The organism is Bordetella genomosp. 10 (assembly GCF_002261225.1).
Lineage (GTDB): Bacteria > Pseudomonadota > Gammaproteobacteria > Burkholderiales > Burkholderiaceae_B > Bordetella_C.
In genome coordinates, this window is the sequence record NZ_NEVM01000002.1 from 636,233 (window position 1) to 662,933 (window position 26,701).

Below are 26,701 nucleotides of genomic sequence, written 5' to 3' on the forward strand. Positions count from 1 at the left end.
CGTTTATAGCTGAAGTCCTCCGTGTCGCGCAATGCCGGCCATCCATTTTCGGTCCATCCTTTTTCGGGCCGTGCATCTTCCGGCCATGCATCTTCGGGCCGTCAAGCCTCGGGCCGGTCATCCCCGGCTTCCTGCGCGATCCCCTCCAGCTCCGCCATCGCGTCGTCCGGCAGGTCGATGTCGCCGCTGGCCAGGTTCTCCCGCAGGTGCGCGACGGACGAGGTGCCGGGAATCAGCAGGATGTTGGGTGAGCGCCGCAGCAGCCACGCCAACGCGATCTGCATGGGCGTGGCGTCCAGCCGCGTGGCCACGCGGGACAGGATGCCTGACTGCAGCGGGCTGAAGCCGCCGAGCGGGAAGAAGGGCACGTAGGCCACGCCGTCGCGCGCCAGCGCGTCGATCAGGGCGTCGTCGCCGCGATGCGCCAGGTTGTATTGGTTCTGCACGCAGACGATTTCGCAGATGCCGCGTCCTTGCTCGATCTGGCGCGCGGTGGCGTTGCTCAGGCCGATGTGGCGGACCAGGCCTTTCTGCTGCAATTCGGCCAGGACCGACAGCGGCGCCTCGATCGAGCCTTCGGCCGGCCCGTGCACATCGAACATCAGGCGCAGGTTGACCACCTCCAGCGCGTCCACGCCCAGGTTGCGCAGGTTGTCGTGGACCGCGGCGGTCAGCGCCTCGGCCGAGAAGGCCGGCTGCCATGACGCGTCGTCGCCGCGGCGCGCGCCGATCTTGGTGACGATGCGCAGGTGGCCGGGGTAGGGCGCCAGGGCCTCGCGGATCAACTGGTTGGTGATGTGCGGACCGTAGAAATCGCTGGTGTCGATGTGGTCGACGCCGGCCTCGACGGCCGCGCGCAGCACCGCCAGGGCGGCTTGTTTGTCCTTGGGCGGACCGAAGACGCCGGGGCCGGCCAGTTGCATCGCGCCGTAGCCGAGGCGGTTCACGTCGCGGCCGGCCAGCGGGAAACGGCGGGGATATTCGTTTCGGGACATAGGGAAGCTCCTTGAGGATGAACCCGGGACGCCGGAAAGACGCCACGTCTGCGGACAAGATAAACAGTCTGGCGGCCGTTGATAATCCCGTACAATTCGTATGGGCTGTACGGAAAATAGAACAGTGAAGACCGACCTCAACGATCTCAGCGCCTTCGCCGCCGTGGCGGGTGCCGGTGGTTTTCGCGACGCCGCGCGGGCGCACGACACCAGCGCGTCCCGCCTGAGCGACGCGATACGCCGCCTGGAGGCGCAGATGGGGGTGCGGCTGCTGCACCGGACCACCCGCAGCGTGTCGCTGACGGAAGCGGGCCGGGAACTGCTGACGCGGCTGGAGCCCGCCCTCGCCGAAATGCAGTCCGCGCTGGACGCGGTCAACGGCTTTCGCGACCGGCCGGCCGGGACGCTGCGGCTGAACGTGCCGGTCAGCGTGGCGCGGCTGGTGCTGCCCGCCATCGTTTCGCCTTTCCTGGCCGCTTATCCAGACATCCGGCTCGACGTGGTGGCCGAGGAAAGCTTCGTCGACATCCTGGCGCAGGGCTGCGACGCGGGCATACGCTACGGCGAGCGGCTGGAGCAGGACATGATCGCCGTGCCGATCGGACCGCGCCGGCAACGCATGGCCGCGGCTGCCGCGCCCGCCTATCTCGCCCGGCGCGGCAGCCCGGCGCATCCGCGCGATCTGATGAACCATGCCTGCCTGCGCGGCCGTTTTCCCAGCGGCAACATGGCGGCCTGGGAGTTCGAGCGCGACGGCGAGACCGTGCGCATCGACGCGGCCGGACCGCTGGTGGTTTTGATCGGCGGCGGCATCGACCTCGCCGTCGACGCGGCCGTCGGCGGCAGCGGCATCGTTTATCTGTTCGAGCAATGGCTGCGGCCGCACCTGGACAGCGGGGCGCTGGCGCCCGTCCTCGAACCCTGGTGGCTGGCGTTTCGGGGGCCTTTTCTGTACTACTCCGGCCGGCGCTTCATGCCCGCGCCCCTGAAGGCCTTCGTCGATTTCGTCAAGGCGGCCAACGACGCGGCATAGCCGCCGGCGGCCCCGGGCGGCTGTCATCTTCCGGAGTTACCATAGCGTCCTGTCGTTGCCGCATGCGTCCGTCGCGGGGACCCGGCGAACGACGTCGTTCACCTCCGCCGTTCTCGATTCACATCCCTATGTCCATCTCTCCTGGCGTGGCCGACGGCCGCGCCCCTGCTTCCATTGCGCTTTCTCCCGCCGAAACCCGCCGCGCGCTGTTCGCCCTGGGCGTCGGCGGCTTCGGCATCGGCACCGGCGAATTCGTCATCATGGGTCTGCTGCCGGACGCGGCGCGCGACCTGGAGATCACCATTCCGCAGGCCGGCCATCTCATCAGCATCTACGCCCTGGGCGTGGTGATCGGCGCGCCCCTGCTGGCGGTGCTGGGCGCGCGGTGGGCGCGCCGCACGTTCCTGATCGGCCTGATGCTGGTCTTCGCGCTGGGCAATTTCCTCAGCGCGATGGCGCCCGGTTTCGGCTCCATGGCGCTGGCGCGTTTCGCGACCGGTTTTCCGCACGGCACGTATTTCGGCGTCGCGGCCCTGGTCGCGGCCGGGCTGGTGCCGCCGCACCGGCGCGCGCAGGCGGTGGCCATGGTGCTGCTCGGCCTGACCATCGCGACCCTGGTGGGCGTCCCCATCGCGGCCGCGATCGGGCAGATGCTGGGTTGGCGCTCGGCCTTCGCCATCGTCGGCGCCATCGGCTTGCTGACGGCCTATTCGGTGTGGCGCTGGGTGCCTTATGCGCCGGGCGACAAGCGCGCCAGCCCCTTGCGCGAACTGGGCGCCCTGCGCAACAAGCAGGTGGTGCTGACGCTGGGCATCGGCGCCATCGGCTCGGGCGGCATCTTCACGGTCTTCAGCTACATCAAGCCCACGATGACGGAGCTGGCGCACATGCCCGAGGCCGTGGTGCCGGTGGTGCTGGCGCTGTTCGGCCTGGGCATGGTGACCGGCAACCTGATGGGCTCGCGCTTCGCGGACCGGAACATGGAGCGGACCATCCGCTACGTGCTGATCTGGGCGGCGGTGGTGATGGGCGCGTTCTACGTGTCCGCCCACAGCCCCTTCCTGGGGCCGCTGAACGTGCTCCTCATCGGCACGGTGGTGGCGCTGGCGGCGACCTTGCAGACGCGCCTGATGGACGTCGCCGGCGACGCGCAGACGCTGGCCGCCGCCTTGAACCATTCGGCCTTCAACATCGCCAATGCCCTGGGCGCCTGGCTGGGCGGCCTGGCCATCGACGCGGGCCTGGGCTGGTCGTCGACGGGATGGGTGGGCAGCCTGCTGGCGCTCGCCGGCCTGGGCATCCATGCCTGGGCGTTGGCGGACATGCGCGGCCGGGGGCGCTGACGGGCAGGCGGCTCCGGGACGCATGCGCCGTGGCGCGGCGTCCCGTCCGCCCGGCCGGTCAACGCAACAGGAAACCCAATTCGTTCAGGATGGCGCGCAGGTCGTAGCGTTGATCGGCCGGATTGGCCTTAAGGCGATTGAGGATGTGATCGGTCCACGAAGGATGTTCGATCGACTGCTTTTTCCAGAACGCATCCAGGGCGCGATCGTAGATTTCCACGGCATCGAGCTGTCCGCCGCCATCGTAATGCTCATGATGCAGCACGGCGGCCTGGGGCAGGCGGGGCTTGACGTGATGTGGGACGGCTTCGTCGACATGGCCGACGGCGGTGCCGAACACGGGGAATACATGCGGCGGCAGCTTGAGATCGGCCGCCAGCGTCCGGACGTGGCTGCGTATCGCGCCGACATACACCGCGCCCAGCCCCAGCGACTCCGCGGCCAGCACGGCGTTCTGCGCCGCCAGGCCTGCTTCCACCGACGCCAGGACGATGGATTCGACGAAATCGCCGCCGTCGATCTCCGTCCCGCGCTGCCCGGATACCTGGCGGGCGTGGGCGAAATCGGCCAGCCAGACGAGGAACAGGGGCGCCTGGCGCACAAAGCCCTCGTTGCGCGTGCCGACGGCCAGACGCGCCTTGTGGACAGGATCCCGGACCGCGATCACGCTCCACACTTGCAGATTGGAGGATGTCGATGCCGATTGCGCCGCCGCGACCAGCGTGGGCAGCACCTCGGGAGCCAACGGCGTCGGCGCGAAGGCCCGCACGGAGCGGTGGCCCAGCGCCAGGCGTATGGTCGGATTGTCGATGACCGGATAGGCGCCGCCGGCTTCGGCGCCGTAGCGGTCGGCCAGCAGCGCCCTGACGGCGGGGGAGGGGGTGGCGGCTGGCTTCGAAACGGTCATCTCGTCATTCGCGATAGGTCGTGATGGGAGTCCGTATTCTAGGGGCGGCGCTTATGGAACGGGGGTATTAGCATTCGTCGATTCCAGGCGTTCAGAGCAGGTTCAGGCCGCCGTCCGACAGCAGCACTTCGCCGGTCAGGTAATCCGACGCGGCCAGCATCGCCACCGTCTGCGCGATGTCCTCGGGTCGGGCCGCGCGCCGCATGGGCGAGCGTTCCTTCCACAAGCGCTGCGCCTCGGTCCAGTCGGCCGTCAGCGGCGTATCGACCAGGCCCGGCGCGACGGCGTTGACCCGGATGTCGGGCGCCAGCGTCAGCGCCAGCAGGCGCGTCACGTGGTTCAAGGCCGCCTTGGTGGCGGCGTAGGGGATGGAAGCGCCCTTGGGCCGCACGCCCGCGTGCGAACTGATGTTCACCACGCAGGCCGGACGGCCCCGGCCCGCGGCGGCGCGCAAGGCGGACTCCGCCTCGGTCACCAGCCGGAAGGGGGCGACGACGTTCACCTCGTAAAGCTCATGCCACACCGCCGGCGTCGCGGCCGCCAGGTCGCCATGCGGGATGACGCGGCTGATGCCGGCGTTGTTGACCAGCACGTCGAGCCGGCCCCAGGCGGCCACGCTTTCGCGCACCAGCCGGGCGCGCTGGTCGTCGTCCGCCAGGTCGGCCTGGACGTAGACCGCGTGGCCCAGCTCCTGCGCCAGCGCCGTGCCGGCGTCGACCGAGCCGCGCGAGTGGAGCACCAGCGCATAGCCCTCGGCGGCAAGCCGCCGCGCGATGGCGGCGCCGATGCCGGACGTCGACCCCGTGACGAGCGCGACGGGACGATCGGCGGTGCTGGGCTGGGTGTGCAGGGTCATGGCTGGCGCTTCCTCGATAAGGTAAGGGAGATGAGCGGGAGCGTAGCAGGTCCCTGGCTGGGTCCGGCGCGGCAACCGCTTGCGCTCAGCCCCGCCAGGCCCGGACCGACTGGAAAATGCACAGGCCATACACCGCCATGGCGATGGCGCCGGCGGCGAAGAAGGCCGTCAGCGAACCGGTGAGGAACAGCGCGGCGCCGCCGGCGCCGGCGAAGAGCGCCAGCCGCAACGCGCCCGCCAGCAAGGGCCATTTCAGCCGCCGCGCGCCCTGGGACGCGAAGTACAGGGAAAAGCCCAGCGCGAAGAATCCGAAGCAGGGGCCGACGATGCGCAGGTAGCGCGCGCCGGTTTCCAGCATCAGCGGGTCGGCGCCGAACAGGCGCAGCCAGGCCTCGGGCCAGATCGCCGCGAGCAGGCCGACGATCTCGGCCAGCGTGAACGCCATCGCGCCGCCGGTCAGCGCGATGCGGCGCGCCCGTTCGGGCTGGCCCGCGCCCAGGTTGGCGCCGACCAGCGCCACCATGGGCGCGCCCAGGCCGAAGGCGATGGGGATGACCAGGTACTCCAGGCGCGCCGCCGTCGCATAGCCGGCCAGCGCCTGCGTGCCGGCAAAGGCGCTGACGATGGCGGTGGTGATGGCGATGAGGCCGTTGGTCAGCACCGGATTCAGGCAGGCGATGCCGCCGACCGCCAGGATGTTGCGCATGGGCGCCCAGTGCAGCGGCCCGCGGCGCAGGCGCGCCAGGTTGCGGCCGCTGGCGCAGTACCAGCCCAGCACCAGCGTGCCCGCGCCGTAGTAGGCCACCAGGGCCCAGGCGCCGCCGGCCACGCCCAGCGCGGGCAGGGGGCCGACGCCGAAGATCAGCGCGCCGGCCGCCGGAATCAGCAGGAATGCGCCGCCGCAGATGACCGCGCCGGGCACCAGCATGTTGCCCGTGCCGCGCACCACGCTGGCCAGCGCGTTCATGGTCCACATCAGGGGCAGGCCGGCGAAGAAGACGCGCCCGTACGTCCTGGCGTATTCCAGCGCGGGGCCGGTGGCGCCCAGGCGCTGGAACAGCATGCCGTCCAGCGACAGGAACACCACGGTGAAGGCGATGCCCACCAGCGCGTTCAGCACCACGGCATGGCGCGCCTGCGAATCGGCCAGGGCGCCGTCGCCGGCGCCGAGCGCGCGCGAGATGGCCGAGGAGATGCCGCCGCCCATGGCGCCTTGCGACATGTTCTGCATCAGCATCAGAATGGGAATCACGACCGCGACGCCAGCCAGCGCGTCGGTGCCCAGCTTGGCGAGGAACCACATCTCCACCAGGCCCGTGGAAGACTGCGCCAGCATCATCAGCAGGTTGGGCCAGCCCATGCGGGCCAGCGTCGAGGCGATCGGCGCCTCCAGCATGCCGCGCAGGCGCGCATTGGCGAGCGCGGGCGTGGCGGGAAGGGCGGGGGCGGAGGAAGACGGCATGGAGGCCTCGTTGACGGACTGGCGCATCGCTTGCCGGCGTATTCTGCTCACCGGCGAACATTACTGGCATATGCGGGCATATGAGCTGGCATATGATTACTGGCATATGCAAGTATTTCGGCAAATGTACTTGCATATGCCAGTAATCGTCAAGGTGCGTTAAAGTAGACGCTTCCCTGGAGATCGACATGCCTCGGCCGCCCGTATCGCGCATCAAGGACCCTCTCGTCTGCAACGGCGCCGCGCTGCGCAAGGCCACGCGCCGGCTCACCCAGCTTTACGACGCGGTGCTGGCGCCGTGCGGCCTGACCATCGTCCAGCGCTCCGTGCTCCTGCACATCGACCGGGGCAACGAGCCCACGCCGTCGGAACTGGCTCATGCCATGGTGCTGGACCTGTCCGCGCTGGCGCGCAGCCTGAAGCCGCTGGAGCGCGACGGCTACCTGGTCCAGAAGCGCGACGAACGCGACGGCCGCAGCCGCCGCGTCGCGCTGACGCCGCGCGGCAAGGCCAAGCTGGCCGAGTCCAACCTGCTGTGGCGCAAGGCGCAGGGCCGTTTCGAGGCGGTCTATGGCGCCGAACGCGCGGCGGCCTTGCGCCAGTCGCTGGCGGACATCTTCTCGGACGAATTCGCCGAGGCGTTCAACCGGGCATGACGCAGCGATGAAGCATTACACGATGGCGCAGATGGAGGCCTTCCTGGCCATCGCCGAATGTGGCTCCTTCCGCATCGCGGCCGAGCGCCTGGGCATCACGCAACCCTCGATATCCTTGCGCATACGCGACCTGGAGTCCGCCTTGGGATGCACGCTGTTCGTGCGCGGCAAGGGCGGCGTGCGCCTGTCCGAGGCCGGCCAGATCGCCCAGCAGTACGTGCAGCGCGGCTTCGACGTGCTGCAGGAGATGGAGCGGCGCCTGAGCAGCGGCGATCCGCTCACGGGGTCCTTGCGCCTGGGGTCGTCGAACACCTTCGCCTTGAGCTGCCTGCCGGCCTTGCTGGCCGAGCTGGAGCGGCGCCATCCCACGCTGCGCGTGGAGCTGACCATCACCAACAGCGCCGCGTTGCGCCAGCAACTGGACGCGCAGAAGCTCGACATCGCTTTCCTGGTCGACGCGCCTTCCGACCCGCTGCATGTCGTGGAACCGCTGGCGCTGTGCGAGATCGCGTGGTTCTCGCGGCCGGCGCCGTCCGGCGCGGCGCGCACCTTGCGGGCGAGCGACCTGCGCGAGCGCCGCATCGTGACGATGCCGCCGGCGTCGCCTTTCCACATCATCATCGGCGAGTGGTTCGCGCGCGCCAAGGTGCCGCTGCCGACGCTGGACATCTGCAACGACATGGCGACGCTGGTGCGGCTGGTGCGCCTGGGGGTGGCGGCCAGCGTGCTGCCGGTATGCCTGGTGGAGCAGGACCTGTCCCTGGGCGGCATCGTGCGGCACAAGACCGTGCCCGCGCTGACGCCGCTGGTGATCTACGCGGCGCATCGCGCCAAGGCGCGCGGGCGGGCGGCCCGGGTCATCATCGACATCGCGCGCGACGTCGTCGCCAACGCCGGGCCCTACGTGACGCCGATCACGCCGGTGGCCGCGGCCCCGGCCGGCGCGCCCGCGGCTTCATAGGCGCGCCGGTTCAGGGTGATGCTCAGGACGCGGCGTACTGCTTTTCCAGCTTGTCGTAGTAGGGCTTGTCCACCAGGCGCTGGCGTTCGTTGAAGGGGACGACCAGGTTCGGGTCTTCCTCCAGCATGCCGGTCTTCGACAGCGCGCCGAAGGCCTTCTGCATGCCCAGCACCGCGCCTTGCAGGGCGGCGTTGGCGTACAGCACGATGCCGTAGCCCAGTTCGCCCAGGCGGTCGCGCGACAGGGCCGGCGTCTTGCCGCCGATGACGATGTTCATCAGCAGGGGGCGCGGCAGCAGCTTGGGCAGCTTTTCGACTTCCTCCAGCGTGGTGACGGCTTCCACGAACAGCACGTCGGCGCCGGCCTCGGCGAAGGCGTGCGCGCGCTCGACGGTGGCCTCGAAACCGTGCACGGCGCAGGCGTCGGTGCGCGCCACGATCAGCAGGTTGGGGTCGTGGCGGGCGTCGGCGGCGGCGCGGATCTTGCCGACCATCTCCGAGGTCTCGATCACGGCCTTGCCGTTGAAGTGGCCGCATTTCTTGGGGCTGACCTGGTCTTCCAACTGGATGGCGTCGGCGCCCGCGCGCTCGAACGCGCGCACCGCGAAGGCCACGTTGACGGCGTTGCCGTAGCCGGTGTCGGCGTCGATCAGCAGGGGCAGGTCGACCGCGTCGCGCACGCGGGCGGTGTGGTCGGCCATGTCGGTCAGGCCGATGAAGCCGAGGTCGGGCACGCCCAGGTACATATTGGTGACGCCGGCGCCGCTGAGGTACAGCGACTGGAAGCCGGCGTCGGCGGCCACGCGGGCGCTCAGCGCGTTGAAGGCGCCGGGCATCAGCAGGCCCTGGCGGCGCTCGACCAGCGCGCGGAAATCGGCGCGGCGTTTGACGGAATCGGACATGGTGTTCTCCTTTAGATGGGGGTCGTTCTATGCGGGTTGAAGGATGTGGATTGAATGGGGCAGGTCGAAGTTCGAGGCGGCGCGGCATCAGTCGCAGAGCGCGGCGTCGGCGGGGTGTTGCATGGCCGGTTCCGGGGCCGCGCCGTCCTGGAAGCCGAACAGCCGGCGCGGCGTGTCGCGCCAGATGACGGCGCGCTGCCCGGCGTCCGGGACCCACCGTTCGAAATCCGCGAGGCATTGTTCGTAGCGCTGTGAGTTCTCGTGCGAGACCCAGGGCCAGTCGCTGCCCCACAGCAGTTGCTCCGGCCCGCCCGCGTCCAGCAGCGCGCGCGCATAGGGCTGGGGCGCGCGTCCTCCGAGGCGGTAGGGCGCGGACAGCTTGACCCAGGTGTCGCCGGCGCGCACGCCCTTGAGCACTTCCTGGAATCCCGCGCAGGCGATGCCGCTGTCCGGCTCGGGCGAGCCGAAGTGGTCGACGACGACCGCCGCGCCGCCGCGTCGGATCAGGGGCAGGATGCCGGCCATCTTGCGGCCTTCCACGTACAGCTCGATGTGGAGGCGATGCTCGCGGGCGCGGGCGAACAGGCGCTGGTAGTCCTTGCCGGCCGCGTCGGGCAGGGTGTCGCGCCGCAGCCAGTTCAGGCGCAGGCCGCGCACGCCGGCGCGGTGGAGCGCGTCGAGGTCTTCGTCGGCAATGTCCGGCGCCACGATCGCGGTGCCGCGCAGGCGGCCGGGATGGCGTTTCAGGGCCTGCAGCAGCAGCGTGTTGTCGGCGCCGTAGAAGCTGGGTTGCGTCAGCACGCCGTGCGAGATGCCGTGCCTGTCCAGCACGGCGAGGAAGTCCTCGGCGCTGACGTCCTGCCGGGGCTCCGAGTGCCGCCCTTCGGCCAGCCTGGCGTCGCGGACCATGACGTGGGCATGGCAATCGACGCGCTGTACGGCGCCGGCCAGGGGGCGCGGCGTCGCGGTGGGGGCCGGGGTGTTGCTTTGCATGGAGCCAGACTCTTCGTTGTCGTATGCCGGGGCGGGGCGGCGGTGTTGCGGGAGAGGGCGCCGGCGCGGCGGCGGGCGCTATCGAGGACAGACTGTAAGGACCGGCGGGTCATTTGTCCAATTGGTAGTTCTTCGGAAAATACATAGGAAATTCCAATGTGCCCGACCGGCCTTATCCCGCGAAGCCGCCGGCGTCGAGGAAGGCTTGTTCCTCCGCGGTCGTTTCCCGCATCAGTATCGGGTTGCGGTGCGGGAAGCGGCCGAAGCGGCGGATGATGTCGCGATGGCGGTCGGCGTAGACGCGGTCCTCCGCCGGCAGGCCGGCGTGGAGGGCGACCGACAGGTCCTGGTCCGCCGGGTCTTCGGAATGCTCGAATGGCAGGTAGAAGAACATGCGCAGGCGCGGGTCCACGCGTTCCGGATGCCCTTGGGCCAGCGCCGCGCGGGCGTAGTGGCGGGCCAGGGGATCGGTGGCGTACATGTGCGCGGTGCCGCGGAAGGCGTTGCGGGGGAATTGATCCAGCAGGACGAGCAGGGCCAGCGCGCCGGCCGGCGTCCGGTTCCAGTCGTCGAGTTCGCGGCGCGCGGCGGCCAGGTGCAGCGCGATGTAGCGGTCGTGGAAACGGCGGTCGAAGTCCGCGTCCTTTCTGAACCAGTAATGCCGGCCGCGCCGCCAGAAGTCCACGATGTCGGCGGCCTCGGGGGGCGTTGCGCCCGCGTTGGCGGCGGCGTCGGGCGCACCGGGCGTTGCGCTCGCGTCGGCGGCGGTGTCGGGCGTACCGGGCGTCGCGTTCGTGTTGGCGGCGGGGTCAGGCGTACCGGATGGGGTGCTCATAGCGGCGGCGAGGCGATGGCCAAGGTGGTGGACAGTCTACCGCGTGGCGCCTGGGCCGCGTCGCGCCCGATTCCCGGTTCGTGCGGCCATGCCATACGCCGCTACCGCGGCCGCGCCACATGCCGTCAATGTCACCGCCCACGCGGCCAGGCTTCACAATCTGCCCAGCAACACCGACACCGGATGCGGCAGGGCTTCCCCTTCCATCAGCTTCACCTGGCTGCGGCAGGAATAGCCCGTCGCCATCAACCTGCCGCCGGCGCCGTGCCGCGCAACGCTGTCCGCCCAGCTTTGCCGGTAGATCGTCTCCGACGTCGCCCGGTTGCGGGCCTCATGCCCGAAGGTGCCCGACATTCCGCAGCAGCCGCTGGGCAACACCTTCAGCGTCAATCCCAAGGCCTCGAACACCTTGCGCCATTGCGTCATGGCGTCCGGCACATTGGTCTTTTCGGTGCAGTGGGGCAGCAGGAAATAGGACGTATCCTGCGTCGTTTCCGTTTCCGCGGTTGCGTCGTCGGCGCCCGCGGCAACCGACGATGCCGACGGCGCAGGCGACGTAAACGCCGAAGACGCCGCAGACGATGCAGACGACGATACCCGCGGCGGCGCGGCTTCGAACTCGCGGGCCAGCCATTCCTGTAGCAGCCACACCTTGGGAAGGTCGCCGGCTTCAGGCACGTCCCGGTACTCGCTCCGATAGACCAGCGTCATCGCCGGATCGATCCCGACGAGATCCGCTCCCGTCCCGGCCAGGTCCCGCAACCGTGCCGCGTTGCGCCGCGCGACGCTGCCGAAGCGCGCCAGGAAGCCATGCACGTGCAGCGGTTTCCCGTTGGGATGGTAGGGCGCCAGCAAAGGCCGGAATCCCAGCTTGCGCAGCAGCTCGAAGGTGTCCAGCACCAGTTGCGCCTCGAAGTGCGTGGTGAACGCATCCTGCACGACGATGACGGGTTTCTCCCCGCGTTGCCGGGCCGCCCGCACGGCCTCGGCCGACGCCAGCGCATGGCCCGCCGTCCGCAATGCGGCGCCCGCGTCCAGCGTGCTCAGCGCCGGAATCGCCACCAGGTTCAACCCGCGCAGCGCCTTTTGCGTCAACGCCGCGCGCAGCACGCGATTGGCCAGCCGCGGCATCTTCGCCATCCAGGGCAGCATGGGCTCCAGCGCGCACAGCAACCAGTCCTTGGCCGGCCGCGCATAACGCGTGTGGTACAGCGCCAGGAAGCGGGCCCGGAATGCAGGCACGTCCACCTTCACGGGACACTGCCCCGCGCAGGACTTGCACGCCAGGCAGGTATCCATCGCGTCCTTCACCTCGTGCGAGAAGTCGTATTCCCCGCGCGCCGCGGCGCGCCGGTTGCGCCAGCGCCGCGGCAGCGAGGTCCACGATGCGGCCGGCGCCGCCATCGCGCCCCGCGTTTCGCCGGCGGGCGCGTCGAGCACCGCCGCCTGCCCCGAAAGCGTGACCAGCCGCAGCCATTCCCGCAGCAGGCCCGCCCGTCCCTTGGGCGAATAGCGCCGGTCGCGCGTCGCCTTCCACGACGGGCACATCGCGTCGTCGGGGTCGAAGTTGAAACAGGCGCCGTTGCCGTTGCAATGCAGGGCATCCTCGAAGGCACTCCGTACCGCGATGGGAATGACGCGGTCATGCTGGCCGCGTGTCGGCACGGCGTCGATGCGCAGCAGCGCCGTGCCGGCCAGCGTGGCGATCTTGCCGGGATTCAGTTGCTGGCGCGGATCGAACGCCGCCTTGATCTCCTGCAGGCGCGGGTACAGCGGCCCGAAGAATTCGGGCGAGTACTCGGACCGCATCCCCTTGCCATGCTCGCCCCACAACACGCCGCCGTACTTCCGCGTCAGGGCCGCGACGCCGTCCGTCACGGCGCGTATCAGGGGCTCCTGTTCCGGGTCCTTCATATCGATGGCCGGCCGCACGTGCAGCACGCCGGCATCGGCATGGCCGAACATCCCGTAGACCAGCCCATGGCTGTCGAGCAGCCGGCGGAATTCGGCGATGTAGTCGGCCAGGTGTTCGGGCGGAACGGCGGTGTCCTCCACGAAGGGAATCGGCCGCCGGTCTCCCTTCATCCGTCCCAGCAGCCCCACCGCCCGCTTGCGCATGGACCAGACCTGCTCGACGGCCGCATGTCCTTCGACGATGGCGTGGCTCAGCACGCCGCGCGCGCCGCCGCCTTCCTCCAGCATGGCGACGGCGCGCCGCAGCGCGGCTTGCAGGGCCGCCGGATCGTCGCCGGTGAATTCCACCAGGTTCACGCCATCGAAATGCGCCGTCGCCGGCGGGAAGTAGCGGGCGATGGCCGGCCAGGCATTGTCCTCGCGGGCCAGGCGGATGACGGTCGGATCGATGGCCTCGATGGAGGCGGCGTCCAGGGCCAGCAGGCGCGGCGAATCGCGCAAGGCCGCATCGAACGAGCCGTAGCTGACGACGACCAGCGCGGCATGCCGGGGAATCGGCAGCAGGTTGACCTTGGCCTCGACCAGGAATCCCAGCGTTCCCTCGGAGCCGCACAGGATGTTGTTGAGATTGAAGCGGCCGTCGCCGTCGCGGATGTGCGCCAGGTCGTAGCCCGTCAGGCAGCGGTTCAGCGGCGGGAAATGGGCCGCGATGCGCGCCGCATCCTCGCGGTGGATCGCGTCGATGCAGCGGTGCGCCGCGCCGGCCAGATCGGCCCGTCCGCTGATCTCCCGAAGCTCGGATTCGTCCAGCGGGCGCGAATGCCACGTCTCGCCGTCCAGCAGCACGGTGGTCAGCTCGAGCACGTGATCCCGCGTCTTTCCATACCGACAGGACCCCTGGCCGCTGGCGTCGGTGCTGACCATGCCGCCTATCGTCGCGCGGTTGGAGGTCGACAGCTCCGGCGCGAAGAACAGCCCGTGCGCCCGCACGGCGGCTTCCAACTGGTCCTTGACGACGCCGGCCTGCACCCGCGCCCATCGTTCCTCGACATTGATTTCGAGTATGCGGTTCATGTGGCGCGAGAGATCGACCACCATCCCGTCGCCCAGGGACTGCCCGTTGGTGCCGGTGCCGCCGCCGCGCGGATAGGCCTTGATCCCGGCGAAACGCGGGTTCGCCAGCAGTTTCGCCACCCGCGCGACGTCCAGCGTCGAGCGCGGGAACACCGCCAGTTGCGGCAGCACCTGGTAGATCGAGTTGTCGGTCGCCATGACCGTGCGCGTGGCGTAGTTGTCCTCGATCTCGCCCTCGAAACCATGCAGCCGCAGCGCCGCCGCGAAGTCGGCATGGCGGTCGTCGGCGAGGGGCGCGCGGTCGAGGCGGGGAATCATGCGGGGCAGGGCGGCCATGGTCTGGGGTCTTGGAAGAAAATAATTCGATTTATGAAGTCTAAAAGCACACCTGCCAGCGGATAAAATGGATTTTTCTCCGCCCAGGCATGAGTTTCCTGAATGAATCCCCGAACGCTGACACCCTCCATGTCCCTGTTGCTGGCGTTCGAGTCCTCGGCCCGGCACCTCAGCTATACCAAGGCCGCCGCCGAGCTGTCCCTGACGCAGAGCGCGGTCAGCCGCCAGGTGCAGGCGCTGCAGGACCTGCTGCGGATCCAGTTGTTCGAGCGCAAGGGGCGCGCCATCGCCTTGACCGACGCGGGCCGCATCTACATGCGCGAGGTGGGCATGGCCATCGGCCGCATCCGCAACGCCACCTTGCAGGTGACGGCCATGCAGGCCGGCGGCGGCAGCATCGACCTGGCCTTGCTGCCGACCTTCGGCGCCAGGTGGCTGATGCCGCGCCTGCACGCCTTCTATGCCGGGCATCCCAAGGTGCTGGTGCACCTGCATTCGCGCATCGGCGATTTCGACCTGGAGGCGGCGGGCATGGACGCGGTGATCCGGGTGGCCGAAGGGCCGGCGCCGGGGCTGGTCTCGCATCGGCTGCTGGAAGAACGGATGGTGCTGGTCGCCAGCCCCGCCTTGCTGGAAAAGCATCCCGTCGCGGGGCCGGACGATCTGCGCGACGTGCTGCTGCTGCGGGTCGCCAGCCGGGCCAACATCTGGTCGGAATGGTTCGACGCGCAGGGCGGGGCGCCACGCCAGCTATGCTTCGGCCCGACCTTCGAGGTGACGTCCCACCTGATCCAGGCGGTGGCCACGGGCATAGGGGTGGGATTGGTACCGGATTTCCTCGTCGAGGAGGAGCTGGCGTCCGGCCAGTTGGCCGCGCCCATCGGCTATCGCTACGCCAGCGGCAAGCATTATCAATTCGCCTATCCGGCGCACAAGTCGTCGTACGCGCCGTTGGCGGCCTTCAGGGACTGGCTGCTGGGGACGCCCGCAGCAAGGCCTTGACCCGCTCGGCGTCGGCCGGCGTGGCCGGGTTGTACACGGTCATGTTGAGGTCCGGCCGGCCGTCGACCGCGAAGGTCGAGTATTCCAGCGAGAGCGGGCCCAGCACGGGATGGCGCAGGCGTTTCACGCCGCCGCCTTGCGGGCTGACGTCGTTGTCGCGCCACAGGCGGGCGAATTCCGGGCTGAGGCGGCTGAGCTCCTCGACCAGGGGCTGCACTTCCAGCGCGGCGCCGGCGCGGGCCGTCGTCGCGCGGAAGACGCCGACGACGAAGCGCGCCACGCTTTCCCAATCCTCCTGCGCGGCGCGCACCGCGGGATTGAGGAAGATGAAGCGCAGGACGTTGCGTTCTTCCGGCGGCAGGGCCGCGTAGTCGGTCAGCAATACCGTCGCCGCGCGGTTCCAGCCGACGATGTGCCAGGTGGCCGTGTGGACCAGGGCGGGGCTGGGGTCCAGCGCGTCGAGCACGCGTTGCAGGCGCGGCGTGATGCCCGCGTCCTGGCGGTAGCGCACTTCGGGCGGCCGGCCCAGGGCCAGCAGGAACAGGTGTTCGCGCTCGACGTCCGTCAGCATCAGCGCGCCGGCGATGCGGTCCAGGACCTCGGCCGAGGGCGCGCCGCCGCGGCCTTGTTCCAGCCAGGTGTACCAGGTCGGGCTGATGTTGGCGCGCAAGGCGACTTCCTCGCGCCGCAGGCCGGGCGTGCGGCGGCGCCCGGCCGGCAGCCCGAAGGCGGCGGGATCGAGCCGGGAACGCCGGTGCTTGAGATAGGCGCCCAGCAGATTGGGCGGACTGGCGGGATCGTTCATGGGCGTACCTTCCTGTCGCGCTTGGGAGGGACTGGCGCGTGCATGGGTGTGCTCTCTACCGCTGCGCGACCGTCTCCGCGAGGAAGGATACGCCTTTGGGATGGGCTGGCACGATTACCGGGTCACACCCGCGCGCGCCATACGAGTACGCCGGCCACCACGACGCAGACGAGGGCGAAGACGCGCAGCAGCGCCGCCTGCGGCACCCGCGCCGCGAAGTTGCGGCCCACCGCCATGCCGGCGATGGCCGCGCCGACGAAGGTCCATTGCAGCGAGGTCAAGGCCAGGCCGTGCGCCGCGGCCGATGCCACGGTGACGGCCGACACCAGCGCGATGACCATCAGGGACGTGGACACGATGCTGTGCATGCGCGCATCGCTGAAGCGGGTGAGGGCGGGCACGATGATAAAGCCGCCGCCCACGCCCAGCAAGCCGGTGCAGACGCCGGAAACCGCGCCGATGGACCCCAGGGTCAGGGCGGCGCGGCGGGTCCAGATGAACTTGCCGGTGGCCGGGGAAAGGCGGCAGGGTTTGTCGCGGACGCCGGCCTCATGAACCTCGCCGCCCGCTGACGGCGTCCTTGCGGAAATCCTGCGCGCCTGCCGGGCCATGCGGGTCGCGATGACCAGCATCACCGCCGCGAAGCCCACGCTCAGCCATGCGGCGGGCAAGTGCCGCGCCAAGAGCAGCCCGGCCGGGGCCGTCACCCCGCCCGCCACGGCCATCAAGGTCGCCGCCTTGTAGCGCACCAGTCCATGGCGCAGGCCTTGCACGGCGCCCAGCGCGGCGGCGGAGCCCACCGCGATCAGCGCCACCGGCGCGGCCTCGGCCAATCCCAGGTGCAGCCCCAGCATAAGGGCCGGAACGGCAAGAATGCCCCCGCCCGCGCCGGTCAATCCGAGCAGGGCGCCGATGGCCAGACCGAGTAAGGTAGCGGTGAACACACTAAATTACCTAATGAAATAAGCATATTATTTTAATTCATTAGGCGGATTTTGTGCGTGATGGGGATGTCTGCCCGTCAGGGCGCCTGTTCGTCCAGTTGCCTACTGGTCCGGATGCCCATTCCTCAGGACGTCTGTTCCTCAGGACGCCTGCTCGTCGGCGCCTTCCGTGGAACCGTAAGCGGCCGGCCACGCGGGCTTGCCGTCGCAGCACGATCCCCATCCCAGCATGCGGGAAGTCTGGCCGATGCCCGGATTGAACGAATTGGTCGGATCCAGCTTGCGGTAGAAATCGGCCAATGCGGGTTTGGCCACATAAAGATGGCCGACATTGTGTTCCGCCGGATATTCGGCGCGGCGCGCATCGAGGCCTTCCCACATCCGGTGCTCGATGGCGATGGGATCGACCCCTTTCCTGACGATGTAGTCCTGATGAAAGACGTGGCAGAAGAAATGGCCGTAGTAGAGCTTGTGGACGATGTCCGACTCGATTTCGGGCGGCAGTTCCTCGACCCATGCGCGGTCATTGCGCCTGAGGGCCACGTCCAGGGCGACGATGTCCTCCACGTCGCGGCGATGCACCGCGCGGTAGCGAATCGCCGCGCCGGCGACCGCGAAGCGGTGCAGGAAGGCTTTCCTGCCTTCTTCCGCATCGCATTCGAAGTACGCGCCGCTGTCGCTGTTCGAGAAGCAGGCGTCGAGAATGCCGCGCGTGGCGTCCACCGTGTCGTTGGACACCCGCACCAGCAGATGGTGCTCGTACCGGTCGCGCCATTGCCGCATGCGCGCGGGCAAGTGCCTGGGCAGCAGATCCGTGAGGCCTTGCAGCACGCGGTCGGTCACCCCGTGCAGGCCGAAGCGCTCGAAGAAGCCGTCGATCCGGCTCTTCAGCGCGAATGCCGCCGGCACCCGGGCCGTGCCGAGGCGGTCGATGAGCAGGAAAGTGTCCTTGCCGTAGCGCTCGCCGATGTCGTAGGCCGTGCGATGTATGTACTCGCCCGCGATCGGCAGGCGCGGCAGGGCGGTCAGCAACTGCCGGCGGACCGCGGTCAGGTCGTCCGGGTCGTTGCTGCCGATGTAGAAAACGGTGCTGGCTTCCTTGGGAAAGGTGTCCAGGCGAACTGCGAAGAGGCAGAGCTTGCCGGCCGAGCCGGCGGCCTCGAAGAGGCGCGAGGGATCCGCGTTGAAGCGCGCCGGCGTGTCGGCATCGACCGCGCGCACGTCCTCGACGTAGCGCGGGTCGGACGCGACGCGCGTCGCATCGTTCTCGATATCCGCTTCGGTATAGAGGCCGCGCTCCAGCCGGGTCAGTATTTCCTGTGGCGTATTGCCCAGCGCGATGCCGAGATGGTTGACCAGGCGCAAGGCGCCGTCGGCCCCCACCTGCGCGTACAGCGCCAGTTCCGTGTAGGCCGGCCCGCGGCGCACCAGGGCGCCGCCCGAGTTATTGCACACGCCGCCCAGCACCGAGGCACCGATGCAGGACGAGCCGATGACCGAATGCGGTTCGCGGCCCAGGGGCGCCAGCGTCTGCTCCAGGCGGTCGAGCGTCGCGCCCGGCAGGCAGACGACCTGCGCGCCGCCGCCGATCACCTGGATGCCCGTGATCCGCATGGTGTTGATCAGGACCACCGGCCGGTCGTAGTCGTCGCCGTCCGGCGTCGAGCCGCCCGTCAGTCCGGTATTGGCCGCCTGCATGATCACGATGCAGCCGGCGGCCACCGACGCTTCCAGGACCTGCCATTGTTCCCATAGCGTGCCGGGCCTCGCGACGGCGAGGACGGGGCCCTCTCCGGTGCGGTGGCCCTTGCGAAAGCGCCGCGTTTCGATGGGATCGGTCAGGACATGGGAATGGCCCACGATCCCGCGCAATCGCTGGAGCAGCTCGTCTCGGGATGCCGGCGGCGCGGCGGACGCGACCGCTTCGACCTCGGCGGCAATGGGCTTGTTCATCGCATTCTCAAAAGGCTGTTTCCGGATAGCGGCAGTCTGCGGCGGCCTGCCATGCGGCTGGCGCCGCGACTGGTGCCATTATCGGAGAAAACCGAGGGAAATCCACGGCACGGCCGCGACCAGCAGGATGCCGACCAGCAGCGCGAACATATAGCCGACGATGGGGCGGATGCCCGCGTCGGGATTGACCCGGGCGATGGCGCAGGCCGAGTAGTAGCCGACGCCCAGCGGCGGCGCGAACAGGCCCAGGCCCATGGAGAGAATGACGACCATGGCGTAGTGGACTTCATGGATGCCCAGCTCCCGGGCGATGGGAAACAGCAGCGGTCCGAACAGCACGATGGCGGGGATGCCTTCGAGCACGGCGCCCAGGATCGCGAAGGCCACGATGGAGACGAGCAGGAAGCCCATCGCGCCGCCGGGCAGTTGCTGCATCATGGTCGCCAGGCTCTGCGAGAAGCCCGATTGCGTCAGCCCCCAGGCCATGGCCGTGGCGGTGCCGATGATGAACAGGATGGCCCCGGAGAGCGAGGCGGTGCTGACGAGCATGCGGCCGATCTGGTTCCACGCGAATTGGCGATAGAAAAGCAGCCCGACCAGCACGCTGTAGACGATGCCCAGCGTCGATACCTCGGTCGCGGTCGCCACGCCTTCCACGACGGCGGCGCGGATGATGAAGGGCAGGGCGAGGGCGGGCAAGGCGACCAGGAAGAGCTTGAGCACCTGCTTGCGCGGGGTGCGCGGCACGTGGCTCAAGTCCTCGTGCCGATACCGCCGCCACACCATGCCGCACAGCACGATGCCCAAGACGACGGCGGGCAGCAAGCCGCCCGTGAACAGCGCGGCGATGGAAACGCCCGTCACCGACCCCACCGTGATCAGCACCAGACTCGGCGGCACGGTCTCGGTCTGGGCGCCGGTGGCGGACAGCAGCGCCACCAGGTCTCCCTCCTGCGCCCCCCTGCGCTTCATCTCCGGGAACAGCGCCGGCGCGATGGCCGCCATGTCGGCCGCCTTGGAGCCGGAGATGCCGGACACCAGGTACATCGCGCCGATCAGGACGTAGGACAGGCCGCCCCGCACGTGCCCGAGCAGGCTGGCCAGGAATTCGATCATCGCCTTCGCCATGCCCGTCATCTCGATCAGCAGGCCGAGGAAGACGAACAGGGGCACGGCGAGGAGGATGAGGTGGGACATCCCCTCGTCGATCCGCCCGACCAGCACCGGCAGCGGCGTGCTGGTCGTCAGGGCCAGGTAGCCGAAGGTGGCCAGGCCGAAGGAAAAGCCGATGGGCACGCCGGCGAGGACGCATACCGCCGTGACGCCGAAGAAGAAGATCAGCAGGTTCACGTTGCCGAGGTCCTCGAACGCGGCGCGCGCCAGCCAGAACGCGCCGGCGATCGCGCCGACCAGGAGCACGGCGCCGACCTGGTTTCCGAGGGTGGACCGGAGCGCCAGCCTGAAGACGGCGAACAGGCCCATCAGCGCGATGCCCGCCGGCAGCGCCGCCGCCTTCCAGATATTCGAGATGCCCAGGCCGGGCGTGGTGATGAAGGCTTCATCGCTGGCATATTCCCACGCGGGCCATATCGCCATCGCCAGCATGGCCAGGCAGGCCGCGATACCCACGGTGTCGAGCAAGGCCTGGCCGCGCGGGCCGAGCTTGTTCACCAGGGCCGTCATCCGCATGTGCTCGGACCGGCGCAGGGCGCAGACCGACCCCAGCATCGCGAGCCAGATGAAAAGCATGGAGGCCAGCTCGTCCGACCAGACCAGCGGGCTATGGAATACGAAACGCGCGATCACGCCCGACAACAGGACGACGATCTCCACCAGGACGAGCACGGCGGCGACCGCGTCGACGGCGAACCCGAGCGCGCGTTCGAGAGGCGCGATCCATGACGCCGCGCCCAGGCCTGCCGGGTTGCGGCCGGCGATACCGGCGTCCATCACGCCGCCTCCCGGATGTCGCCGCGTTCCAGCAGCAGGCGCTTCACGTCTTTCTTCGTCACCTTGCCGTAGCCGGATTTCGGCAGCGCATCCCAGAAGAAGAATTGCCGCGGCCAGCGGTAGCGCGCGCAGCGGCCGTCGAGGTGTTGCAGCAGCTCGGCATCGCTCACGGGCGGGGCGCCGTCCTGCCGCACGACGACGGCGACGCCGATCTCGCCCCACTTCGGATCGGGCACGCCGAGCACGGCGACTTCCGCGACACCGGGATGCATGAGCAGGATCTCTTCCACTTCCCGCGGATAGACGTTGGAGCCGCCGGAGATGTACATGTCCGACTCCCGGCCGGTGATGTAGAGCAATCCGCGCTCGTCCATCCGCCCCAGGTCCCCCGTGTGGAACCAGCCGCCGCGCAGCGCCTTCTCGGTCGCCACGGGATTGTCGTGATAGCCGGAGAACACCGCGGGCCCGCGGCAGCAGATCTCGCCCACCGTGCCCACCGGAACGGGCTGCAATTGCTCGTCCAGGATGGCCACTTCCATGCCGGTGCGCGGCCTGCCGCAGGAACCGACGTTGGCGTCGGGATCGTCGTCGTCGGCCGAATGCATGGCGGGCGGCAGTATGGTGATGCAGCCGGTCACTTCGCCCAGCCCGAAATACTGCACCAGCACCTTGCCCAGCTTCCGCAAGGCGAGCTTCTGGTCGGCCCGGTACATGGGCGCGCCGGCGTAGATGACGTATCGCAGCGAACCATGGTCGTACTTGTCGACGGCCGGATGCTCGACCAGCATCTTGACGATGGTGGGCACGGTGAACAGGTTGCTCACGCGATGCGTCTGCACCAGTTGCCAGAAAACTTCCGGATCCAGTTTCTCGCTGGGCAGCAACACCGTGGCCGCGCCCCGGGCGACGTTGAGCAACGCGTGGATGCCCGCGCCATGGGACAGCGGCGCGACGGCGATGGAGCAGTCGTTCTCGTTCGTGCCCGGGATCAGGTCGGCCAGGTGGTTGGTCACCACGAAAGCCATTTGCCCATGCGTCAGGATGCCGGCCTTCGGTTTTCCGGTGGTGCCGGAGGTATAGAAGAACCACAGCGGATCGTCGTAGCCGACCGTGGCGGCCACCGGCCGCTGGCCCCGATAACGTTCGACGAGCCCTTCGTAGGCATGTTCGCCCGGACGCGGCGAGCCGATGCACACCACGTGCTCGACGGCGGGCGAGGCCGCGCGCACCGCTTCCACGTGCTCGGTGAAATCCGCGTCGTAGAGCATGGCCTTGGCGCCGCTGGAGGCGCCCAGATAGGCGACCTCGGGCGGCGTCAGGCGAAAGTTCGTCGGCACCCAGACGCAGCCCAGGCGGAAGGCGATCCAGCAGCTCTCGAACAACTGCAGGTTGTTGCGCGACTGCACGAGTATCCTGTCGCCCTTGCACAGGCCCAGCTCGCGCAGCGCCGCCACCATGGCGTCCACGCGTTCGTCGATTTCGCGCCACGTCCATCGCTGCTCGCCCTGGATCACGCCGCTGCGTTCGGGGAACAACCGCGCCGTTTGGCGCAGCAGCGACCCGAGGTTCATCACCTGCGCCGCGTTCATGCCGCCTCCAGGATGCTCAGGTAGTTCGCGACGGCGGCGCCTCCCATGTTGAAGACCGCGCCGAGACGCGCGTGAGGAATCTGCATGGCGCCCGCCTCGCCGGCGAGCTGCATGGCCATCATCACGTGCTGCGATACGCCCGTGGCCCCGATGGGGTGGCCGCGCGACTTCAGGCCGCCCGAGGGATTGACCGGCAGTCTTCCGTCCTTTGCGGTGACGCCGTCGAGGATGACCCGCGCGCCCTGGCCGTGCGGCGCGAGCCCCATGGCTTCATATTCCAGCAGTTCGGCGATGGTGAAGCAGTCGTGCGTCTCGACCACGTGCAGGTCGTCCAGCGCGACCCCGGCTTGCGCCAGCCCGCGCGACCAGGCCAGCGCCGCGCCTTCGAAACGCGTGGGATCGCGGCGCGACAGGGGCAGGAATTCGTTGACTTGCGCCCGCGCGCGCCAGCGGATGGCACTGTGTCCGGGGCGCGGCTCCATCGACAGGACCAGCGCGGCGGCGCCGTCGGACACCAGCGAGCAGTCGGAACGCTTCAACGGACCCGCGACCGGCGGATTCTTGTCGGACGCGTTGCGGCAGAAGTCGAATCCCAGGTCCCGCCGCATGTGCGCATAGGGGTTGTCGACGCCGTTGCGATGGTTCTTCGCCGCGATGGCGGCGAGCGCGTCGGACTGGTCGCCGAAACGCTCGAAGTAGGTGCCGGCGATATCGCCGAACACGCCGGCGAAACCGCCCGGCTTGTCGGCTTCTTCCTTCACGTAGGAGCATTTCAGCAGGACCTCGCCGATCTGCGGGCCGGGCAGCGTATTCATCTTCTCGAAGCCGACGACCAGCGCGTGCCGGATCCGCCCGCTTTGCAGCGCGTCCAGGGCCGCCCAGATGGCCGCGGAGCCCGTCGCGCAGGCGTTTTCCAGGCGCACGGCGGGCGTGTGCCGGAATTCGGGCATGGCGACGCCGGCGAGCGAGGCGCTGAAGTCCTGCGGCACGAAGCCGCCATTGAAGGTGCCGACGAAAATGCCGTCGATGTCGGACGCTTCGACGCCCGCGCGCTCCAGGGCGGGATGCACCGCATCCCGGAACAGTTGTTCCAGGTCGATCTGGTCGAGTTTGCCGAAGGGCGTATGGCCCCAGCCGATGATATGAGGTACGGGCATGTCAGGTCCTTGTCGAATCGGGGTGCGGGGATGTCAGGCGAGCTTGCCGACGGCGGCTTCGAGCTGTCCCCAGGCTTCGCCGCCGAATTTGGTTTTCCACTCCGCGTAGAACCTGGCTTCCTGTAGCGCGGCGCGGAAGGCCGCGGTGTCCGGCTTGTTGAATGCCAGGCCCTTGGCGGTCAGGTCCTGCTGCAGGGAAGCCGCCAGCTTTTCGCTGTCCTCGCGTTGCGCCAGCGCGGCATCGTTGAAGTGCCGGTTGACGCTGTCGCGCAGCGTCGGGGGCAGCGCCTCGAAAGCGCGCTTGTTGCCCAGCAGCCAATAGCCGTCCCAACCATGATTGGTCAGCGCGCAGCACTTCTGCACTTCATAGAGCTTGCCGGTGGCGATGATGGCCAGCGGGTTCTCCTGCGCCTCGATCACCTTGGTCTGGAGCGAGCTATAGAGTTCGTTGAAATTGATCGGCGTCGGCGCCGCCTTCAGTTGCTTGAAGAGGGACACCAGCAGCGGCGCCGGCGGCACGCGGATCTTCATGTCGACCAGGTCGCCGGGACCGCCGATGGGCTTGTTCGACGTCAGTTGGCGGAAGCCGTTGTCCCAGACCTTGTCGAAGACGACGAGGTTGGCCTTGGAAATATAGGAACGGATGTACTTCCCGAGGTCGCCGTCCATGGCTTTCCAGACCGTGGGATAGTCGGGAAACGCGAAGCCGACGCTGTTCAGCGACGCCATCGGCACCAGGTTGGCGAGGATGAGCCCGGGCAGGGTCAGCAACTCGATGCCGCCGGAACGCACCTGGCTCAGCATGTCCGTGTCGGATCCCAATTGCCCGCTGGGAAAGACGCGGATATTGACCTTGCCGCCCGTCTCCGCCTTCACCTTTTCCGCGGCCTCGGTCAGGCGGACGGCGATGGGATGCGTCACGGGAACATTGGTGCCCACCTTGTAATTGAAGCTGGCCGGCTGCGCGTAGGCGCTTCGGCCGGCGATGCCGGCCAGGCCCGCGGCGGCCGTCGCCTTCAGCATGCTGCGTCGCGTAAGGTTCATGGGTTTGTCTCCTTTGGTTTTATGAGGCGCGGTGAATGGCGTTCAGGCGCAGCGCGCGGTCAATCCGCCGTCGACGACCAAGGTCGTCCCGGTGATGTAGCGGGCCTCGTCGCTCGCCAGGAACAGGGCGGCGTAGGCGGTGTCCCAGGCGTCGCCCATCTTGCCGGTGGGCGAGATCCTGTCGCGCTGCTCGATCATCGAATCGACGTCGCCGCCATAGGATTTGGACAAGGGCTCGCGGATGAGGGGCGTGTTCATGAGGCCGGGCAGCACGCAGTTGGCGCGGATGCCGTCGGCCGCGTACTGGACGGCGGTGTTCGACGTCATCGCCACCATGGCCGCCTTGGCCGCGCTGTAGGCCAGGTAGGGGAAGCCGATCCAGCGCAGGGCGGCGATCGAGGCGATATTGACGATCGCGCCCTGCTTGCGCGCCAGCATGTGCGGGATGACGTGCTTGCAGGTCAGGAAGACGCTGGTCTGGTTGACGGCGATGACGCGGTTCCAGCTTTCCTCGGACGTCTCGACGGGGCCGCCCGTTTCGACGATGCCGACGTTGTTGTGCAGGACGTCGACGCGGCCATAGGCCTGCACGCAGGCCTCGACCATGCGCTGGACGTCGTCGCCGTTCGAGACGTCCGCCCGGAAGGCCGTGCAGCGGCCCCCTTCGCCCTCGATGACTTTCTGCGTTTCCTGGGCCGCCTCCAGGCGATAGTCGACGGCGAACACGCTGGCGCCTTCTCGCGCGTACAGCGCGGCGGCGGCCTTGCCGTTCCCCCATCCGGGGCCGGAACTGCCGGCGCCCGTGACGAGCACCACCTTGTCCTTCATGCGGTCTGCCATGCCTTGTCTCCTGTTTGGATTTATTCACTATATGAACCTGTATGGCGCAGGTCCTGATGTTATGGCCGTGAAATCGTAGGCCAATCGCGCAACCACGGGCGCGCTTTTATGGGGGTTTAAGGAAAAAGTGGTCCACAGTGTGACCCTGTCCCCGGCGACGATGGGAGAGGGCGGGTTTAGAATATGAACCTTGATATGAACGATGCACGATGAACGATGAACGATGCCTGCCGGCCTGCGGCAACGGGGGGGAGCTGATGGCGCAACAGCAGAAGGCGCAACCGAAAACGACGCAACAGAAAACGCCACCACCGAAAACGCCGCCACCGCATTCAGTCGAGACCGCCCAGACGGGCGGCGCCCAGACCCTCAGGCGCGGCCTCGCCGTCCTGCGGCTGTTGACGCAGATCGGCCCTTCCGGCTTGCGCATGCTGGAGATCACGCGCCGCCTGGATCTCAACAAGGCGACCGTGATCCGCTTGACCAAGACCCTGGTCGAAGAGGGCTTCGTATTGCATGACCGCCAGTCCGGACGCTACCGGCTCGGCCCGGAAGCCTTTGCCGTCGGCCTGGCGGCCGAGGCCAGCTATGAATTGCAGCGGCTGGCGGCCCCGACCTTGCGCGCCCTGGCCAACGAGTCCGGGGACACCGTGTTCTTTGCCGTGCTGCATGGCTACGAAAGCATCTGCCTGTCCCGCGACGAAGGCGACTTCCCGATCCGAAACCAGTTGATCAAGCCCGGCGACCGCTGGCTCCTGGGCGTCGGCGCCGGCGCGACGGCCTTGCTCGCGGCGCTTTCCGACAAGGAGATCGAGGACGCGCTCGCGCGCACGGCCGAGATCCGGGCCCGGCGGTTTCCCCGCTGCACCGACGCGGTCATCCACAAGCTGATCGCGGAGACGCGCGAATGGGGCTATTGCGTCAACCCCGGGCTGGTGCTGGAGGATAGCTGGGCGGTGGGCGTGGCGGTCTATGACTTCGAAGGGCGGCCGGTGGCGTCGATCAGCATCGCGGCCATCAAGTCCAGGCTGGGCGCTTCCCGCAGCGCGATCCTGGGCAACCGCCTGATGCTGGCGAGCAGGGCCTTGACCGAACTCCAGGCGCGCGAGAAGAGCGCCTGAAGTTTCAGGCCGGTCGTTTCAGGCCGGTCG

Annotated in this window: 22 protein-coding genes; 6 read left to right on the plus strand and 16 right to left on the minus strand. The window is 68.8% G+C overall.

Annotated features, from left to right (window positions below):
* Positions 1-101: 101 nt before the first annotated feature.
* Complete coding sequence (locus CAL29_RS12250; protein WP_094853299.1) at positions 102-995, minus strand: aldo/keto reductase family oxidoreductase; 894 nt, start codon at positions 993-995, stop codon at positions 102-104.
* A 124-nt stretch (positions 996-1,119) separates the two neighbouring features.
* On the opposite strand from CAL29_RS12250, the gene CAL29_RS12255 reads away from it, so the two are divergent.
* Both CAL29_RS12255 and CAL29_RS12260 read left to right on the plus strand, forming a co-directional pair.
* Positions 1,120-2,028: a LysR substrate-binding domain-containing protein gene (locus CAL29_RS12255; RefSeq protein WP_094853300.1), complete on the plus strand. Its 909-nt coding sequence runs from the start codon at positions 1,120-1,122 to the stop codon at positions 2,026-2,028.
* A gap of 128 nt (positions 2,029-2,156) precedes the next feature.
* Entirely contained in the window at positions 2,157-3,371 is a 1,215-nt protein-coding gene (locus CAL29_RS12260) for an MFS transporter (protein WP_094853301.1), read from the plus strand.
* A gap of 58 nt (positions 3,372-3,429) precedes the next feature.
* On the opposite strand, the gene CAL29_RS12265 is transcribed toward CAL29_RS12260, so the two are convergent.
* The 3 genes from CAL29_RS12265 to CAL29_RS12275 form a co-directional block, all read right to left on the minus strand.
* The gene (locus CAL29_RS12265) at positions 3,430-4,278 is read right to left on the minus strand and encodes a nitroreductase family protein (RefSeq protein WP_094853302.1); all 849 of its coding nucleotides are present in this window, start codon (positions 4,276-4,278) and stop codon (positions 3,430-3,432) included.
* A 91-nt stretch (positions 4,279-4,369) separates the two neighbouring features.
* Positions 4,370-5,134, minus strand: coding sequence for an SDR family NAD(P)-dependent oxidoreductase (locus CAL29_RS12270; RefSeq protein WP_094853303.1), 765 nt, complete (start codon positions 5,132-5,134; stop codon positions 4,370-4,372).
* Positions 5,135-5,219: 85 nt separating this feature from the next.
* Positions 5,220-6,530: an MATE family efflux transporter gene (locus CAL29_RS12275; RefSeq protein WP_094854041.1), complete on the minus strand. Its 1,311-nt coding sequence runs from the start codon at positions 6,528-6,530 to the stop codon at positions 5,220-5,222.
* A 254-nt stretch (positions 6,531-6,784) separates the two neighbouring features.
* Between CAL29_RS12275 and CAL29_RS12280 the strand changes: the two genes are divergently transcribed.
* Positions 6,785-7,252 (plus strand): MarR family winged helix-turn-helix transcriptional regulator, encoded by a 468-nt coding sequence (locus CAL29_RS12280; protein WP_094853304.1) that lies wholly within the window; start codon positions 6,785-6,787, stop codon positions 7,250-7,252.
* A gap of 7 nt (positions 7,253-7,259) precedes the next feature.
* Positions 7,260-8,213 (plus strand): LysR family transcriptional regulator, encoded by a 954-nt coding sequence (locus CAL29_RS12285; protein ID WP_179283997.1) that lies wholly within the window; start codon positions 7,260-7,262, stop codon positions 8,211-8,213.
* 22 nt (positions 8,214-8,235) lie between these two features.
* On the opposite strand, the gene CAL29_RS12290 is transcribed toward CAL29_RS12285, so the two are convergent.
* From CAL29_RS12290 to CAL29_RS12305, 4 genes are all read right to left on the minus strand, one after another.
* Positions 8,236-9,114: an isocitrate lyase/PEP mutase family protein gene (locus CAL29_RS12290; protein ID WP_094853306.1), complete on the minus strand. Its 879-nt coding sequence runs from the start codon at positions 9,112-9,114 to the stop codon at positions 8,236-8,238.
* 87 nt (positions 9,115-9,201) lie between these two features.
* Positions 9,202-10,107, minus strand: coding sequence for an amidohydrolase family protein (locus CAL29_RS12295; protein WP_094853307.1), 906 nt, complete (start codon positions 10,105-10,107; stop codon positions 9,202-9,204).
* A 172-nt stretch (positions 10,108-10,279) separates the two neighbouring features.
* A complete protein-coding gene (locus CAL29_RS12300) occupies positions 10,280-10,942 on the minus strand; it encodes a DUF924 family protein (RefSeq protein ID WP_094853308.1) in 663 nt (220 codons plus the stop codon).
* 153 nt (positions 10,943-11,095) lie between these two features.
* A complete protein-coding gene (locus tag CAL29_RS12305; protein WP_256977406.1) occupies positions 11,096-14,266 on the minus strand; it encodes an FAD-binding and (Fe-S)-binding domain-containing protein in 3,171 nt (1,056 codons plus the stop codon).
* 102 nt (positions 14,267-14,368) lie between these two features.
* On the opposite strand from CAL29_RS12305, the gene CAL29_RS12310 reads away from it, so the two are divergent.
* Positions 14,369-15,268, plus strand: coding sequence for a LysR substrate-binding domain-containing protein (locus CAL29_RS12310; RefSeq protein WP_094853309.1), 900 nt, complete (start codon positions 14,369-14,371; stop codon positions 15,266-15,268).
* Here CAL29_RS12310 and CAL29_RS12315 read toward each other — a convergent pair.
* The 8 genes from CAL29_RS12315 to CAL29_RS12350 form a co-directional block, all read right to left on the minus strand.
* Positions 15,228-16,073, minus strand: a complete 846-nt coding sequence (locus CAL29_RS12315) for a helix-turn-helix transcriptional regulator (RefSeq protein WP_094853310.1) — start codon at positions 16,071-16,073, stop codon at positions 15,228-15,230. The genes CAL29_RS12310 and CAL29_RS12315 overlap by 41 nt on opposite strands.
* Before the next feature lie 122 nt (positions 16,074-16,195).
* Positions 16,196-17,017, minus strand: coding sequence for a sulfite exporter TauE/SafE family protein (locus CAL29_RS12320; RefSeq protein WP_094853311.1), 822 nt, complete (start codon positions 17,015-17,017; stop codon positions 16,196-16,198).
* A gap of 141 nt (positions 17,018-17,158) precedes the next feature.
* Entirely contained in the window at positions 17,159-18,970 is a 1,812-nt protein-coding gene (gene dld / locus CAL29_RS12325; RefSeq protein WP_094853312.1) for a D-lactate dehydrogenase, read from the minus strand.
* 78 nt (positions 18,971-19,048) lie between these two features.
* Positions 19,049-20,920 (minus strand): TRAP transporter large permease, encoded by a 1,872-nt coding sequence (locus CAL29_RS12330; protein WP_094853313.1) that lies wholly within the window; start codon positions 20,918-20,920, stop codon positions 19,049-19,051.
* The gene (locus CAL29_RS12335; protein ID WP_094853314.1) at positions 20,920-22,509 is read right to left on the minus strand and encodes an acyl-CoA synthetase; all 1,590 of its coding nucleotides are present in this window, start codon (positions 22,507-22,509) and stop codon (positions 20,920-20,922) included. The genes CAL29_RS12330 and CAL29_RS12335 overlap by 1 nt, the downstream gene beginning before the upstream one ends.
* Positions 22,506-23,666 carry an acetyl-CoA acetyltransferase gene (locus CAL29_RS12340; RefSeq protein ID WP_094853315.1) on the minus strand — a complete coding sequence of 387 codons (1,161 nt, stop codon included), beginning with the start codon at positions 23,664-23,666 and terminating at the stop codon, positions 22,506-22,508. The genes CAL29_RS12335 and CAL29_RS12340 overlap by 4 nt, the downstream gene beginning before the upstream one ends.
* A gap of 33 nt (positions 23,667-23,699) precedes the next feature.
* Positions 23,700-24,710: a TRAP transporter substrate-binding protein gene (locus CAL29_RS12345; RefSeq protein ID WP_094853316.1), complete on the minus strand. Its 1,011-nt coding sequence runs from the start codon at positions 24,708-24,710 to the stop codon at positions 23,700-23,702.
* A 42-nt stretch (positions 24,711-24,752) separates the two neighbouring features.
* On the minus strand, positions 24,753-25,550 hold the full coding sequence (locus tag CAL29_RS12350; RefSeq protein WP_094853317.1) for an SDR family NAD(P)-dependent oxidoreductase: 798 nt from the start codon (positions 25,548-25,550) through the stop codon (positions 24,753-24,755).
* Positions 25,551-25,759: 209 nt separating this feature from the next.
* Here CAL29_RS12350 and CAL29_RS12355 point away from each other — a divergent pair, with 209 nt between their 5' ends.
* Positions 25,760-26,671, plus strand: a complete 912-nt coding sequence (locus CAL29_RS12355) for an IclR family transcriptional regulator (RefSeq protein WP_256977409.1) — start codon at positions 25,760-25,762, stop codon at positions 26,669-26,671.
* Positions 26,672-26,701: the final 30 nt, after the last annotated feature.

Bases quoted from the DNA above. Each gene is read 5' to 3' on its own strand.
- CAL29_RS12250 (WP_094853299.1), bottom strand. From the start codon at position 995: ATGTCCCGAAACGAATATCCCCGCCGTTTCCCGCTGGCCGGCCGCGAC.
- CAL29_RS12260 (WP_094853301.1), top strand. From the start codon at position 2,157: ATGTCCATCTCTCCTGGCGTGGCCGACGGCCGCGCCCCTGCTTCCATT.
- CAL29_RS12265 (WP_094853302.1), bottom strand. From the start codon at position 4,278: ATGACCGTTTCGAAGCCAGCCGCCACCCCCTCCCCCGCCGTCAGGGCG.
- CAL29_RS12270 (WP_094853303.1), bottom strand. From the start codon at position 5,134: ATGACCCTGCACACCCAGCCCAGCACCGCCGATCGTCCCGTCGCGCTC.
- CAL29_RS12275 (WP_094854041.1), bottom strand. From the start codon at position 6,530: ATGCTGGAGGCGCCGATCGCCTCGACGCTGGCCCGCATGGGCTGGCCC.
- CAL29_RS12280 (WP_094853304.1), top strand. From the start codon at position 6,785: ATGCCTCGGCCGCCCGTATCGCGCATCAAGGACCCTCTCGTCTGCAAC.
- CAL29_RS12285 (WP_179283997.1), top strand. From the start codon at position 7,260: ATGAAGCATTACACGATGGCGCAGATGGAGGCCTTCCTGGCCATCGCC.
- CAL29_RS12290 (WP_094853306.1), bottom strand. From the start codon at position 9,114: ATGTCCGATTCCGTCAAACGCCGCGCCGATTTCCGCGCGCTGGTCGAG.
- CAL29_RS12295 (WP_094853307.1), bottom strand. From the start codon at position 10,107: ATGCAAAGCAACACCCCGGCCCCCACCGCGACGCCGCGCCCCCTGGCC.
- CAL29_RS12300 (WP_094853308.1), bottom strand. From the start codon at position 10,942: ATGAGCACCCCATCCGGTACGCCTGACCCCGCCGCCAACACGAACGCG.
- CAL29_RS12305 (WP_256977406.1), bottom strand. From the start codon at position 14,266: ATGGCCGCCCTGCCCCGCATGATTCCCCGCCTCGACCGCGCGCCCCTC.
- CAL29_RS12310 (WP_094853309.1), top strand. From the start codon at position 14,369: ATGAATCCCCGAACGCTGACACCCTCCATGTCCCTGTTGCTGGCGTTC.
- CAL29_RS12315 (WP_094853310.1), bottom strand. From the start codon at position 16,073: ATGAACGATCCCGCCAGTCCGCCCAATCTGCTGGGCGCCTATCTCAAG.
- dld (WP_094853312.1), bottom strand. From the start codon at position 18,970: ATGAACAAGCCCATTGCCGCCGAGGTCGAAGCGGTCGCGTCCGCCGCG.
- CAL29_RS12330 (WP_094853313.1), bottom strand. From the start codon at position 20,920: ATGGACGCCGGTATCGCCGGCCGCAACCCGGCAGGCCTGGGCGCGGCG.
- CAL29_RS12335 (WP_094853314.1), bottom strand. From the start codon at position 22,509: ATGAACGCGGCGCAGGTGATGAACCTCGGGTCGCTGCTGCGCCAAACG.
- CAL29_RS12340 (WP_094853315.1), bottom strand. From the start codon at position 23,666: ATGCCCGTACCTCATATCATCGGCTGGGGCCATACGCCCTTCGGCAAA.
- CAL29_RS12345 (WP_094853316.1), bottom strand. From the start codon at position 24,710: ATGAACCTTACGCGACGCAGCATGCTGAAGGCGACGGCCGCCGCGGGC.
- CAL29_RS12350 (WP_094853317.1), bottom strand. From the start codon at position 25,550: ATGGCAGACCGCATGAAGGACAAGGTGGTGCTCGTCACGGGCGCCGGC.
- CAL29_RS12355 (WP_256977409.1), top strand. From the start codon at position 25,760: ATGAACGATGAACGATGCCTGCCGGCCTGCGGCAACGGGGGGGAGCTG.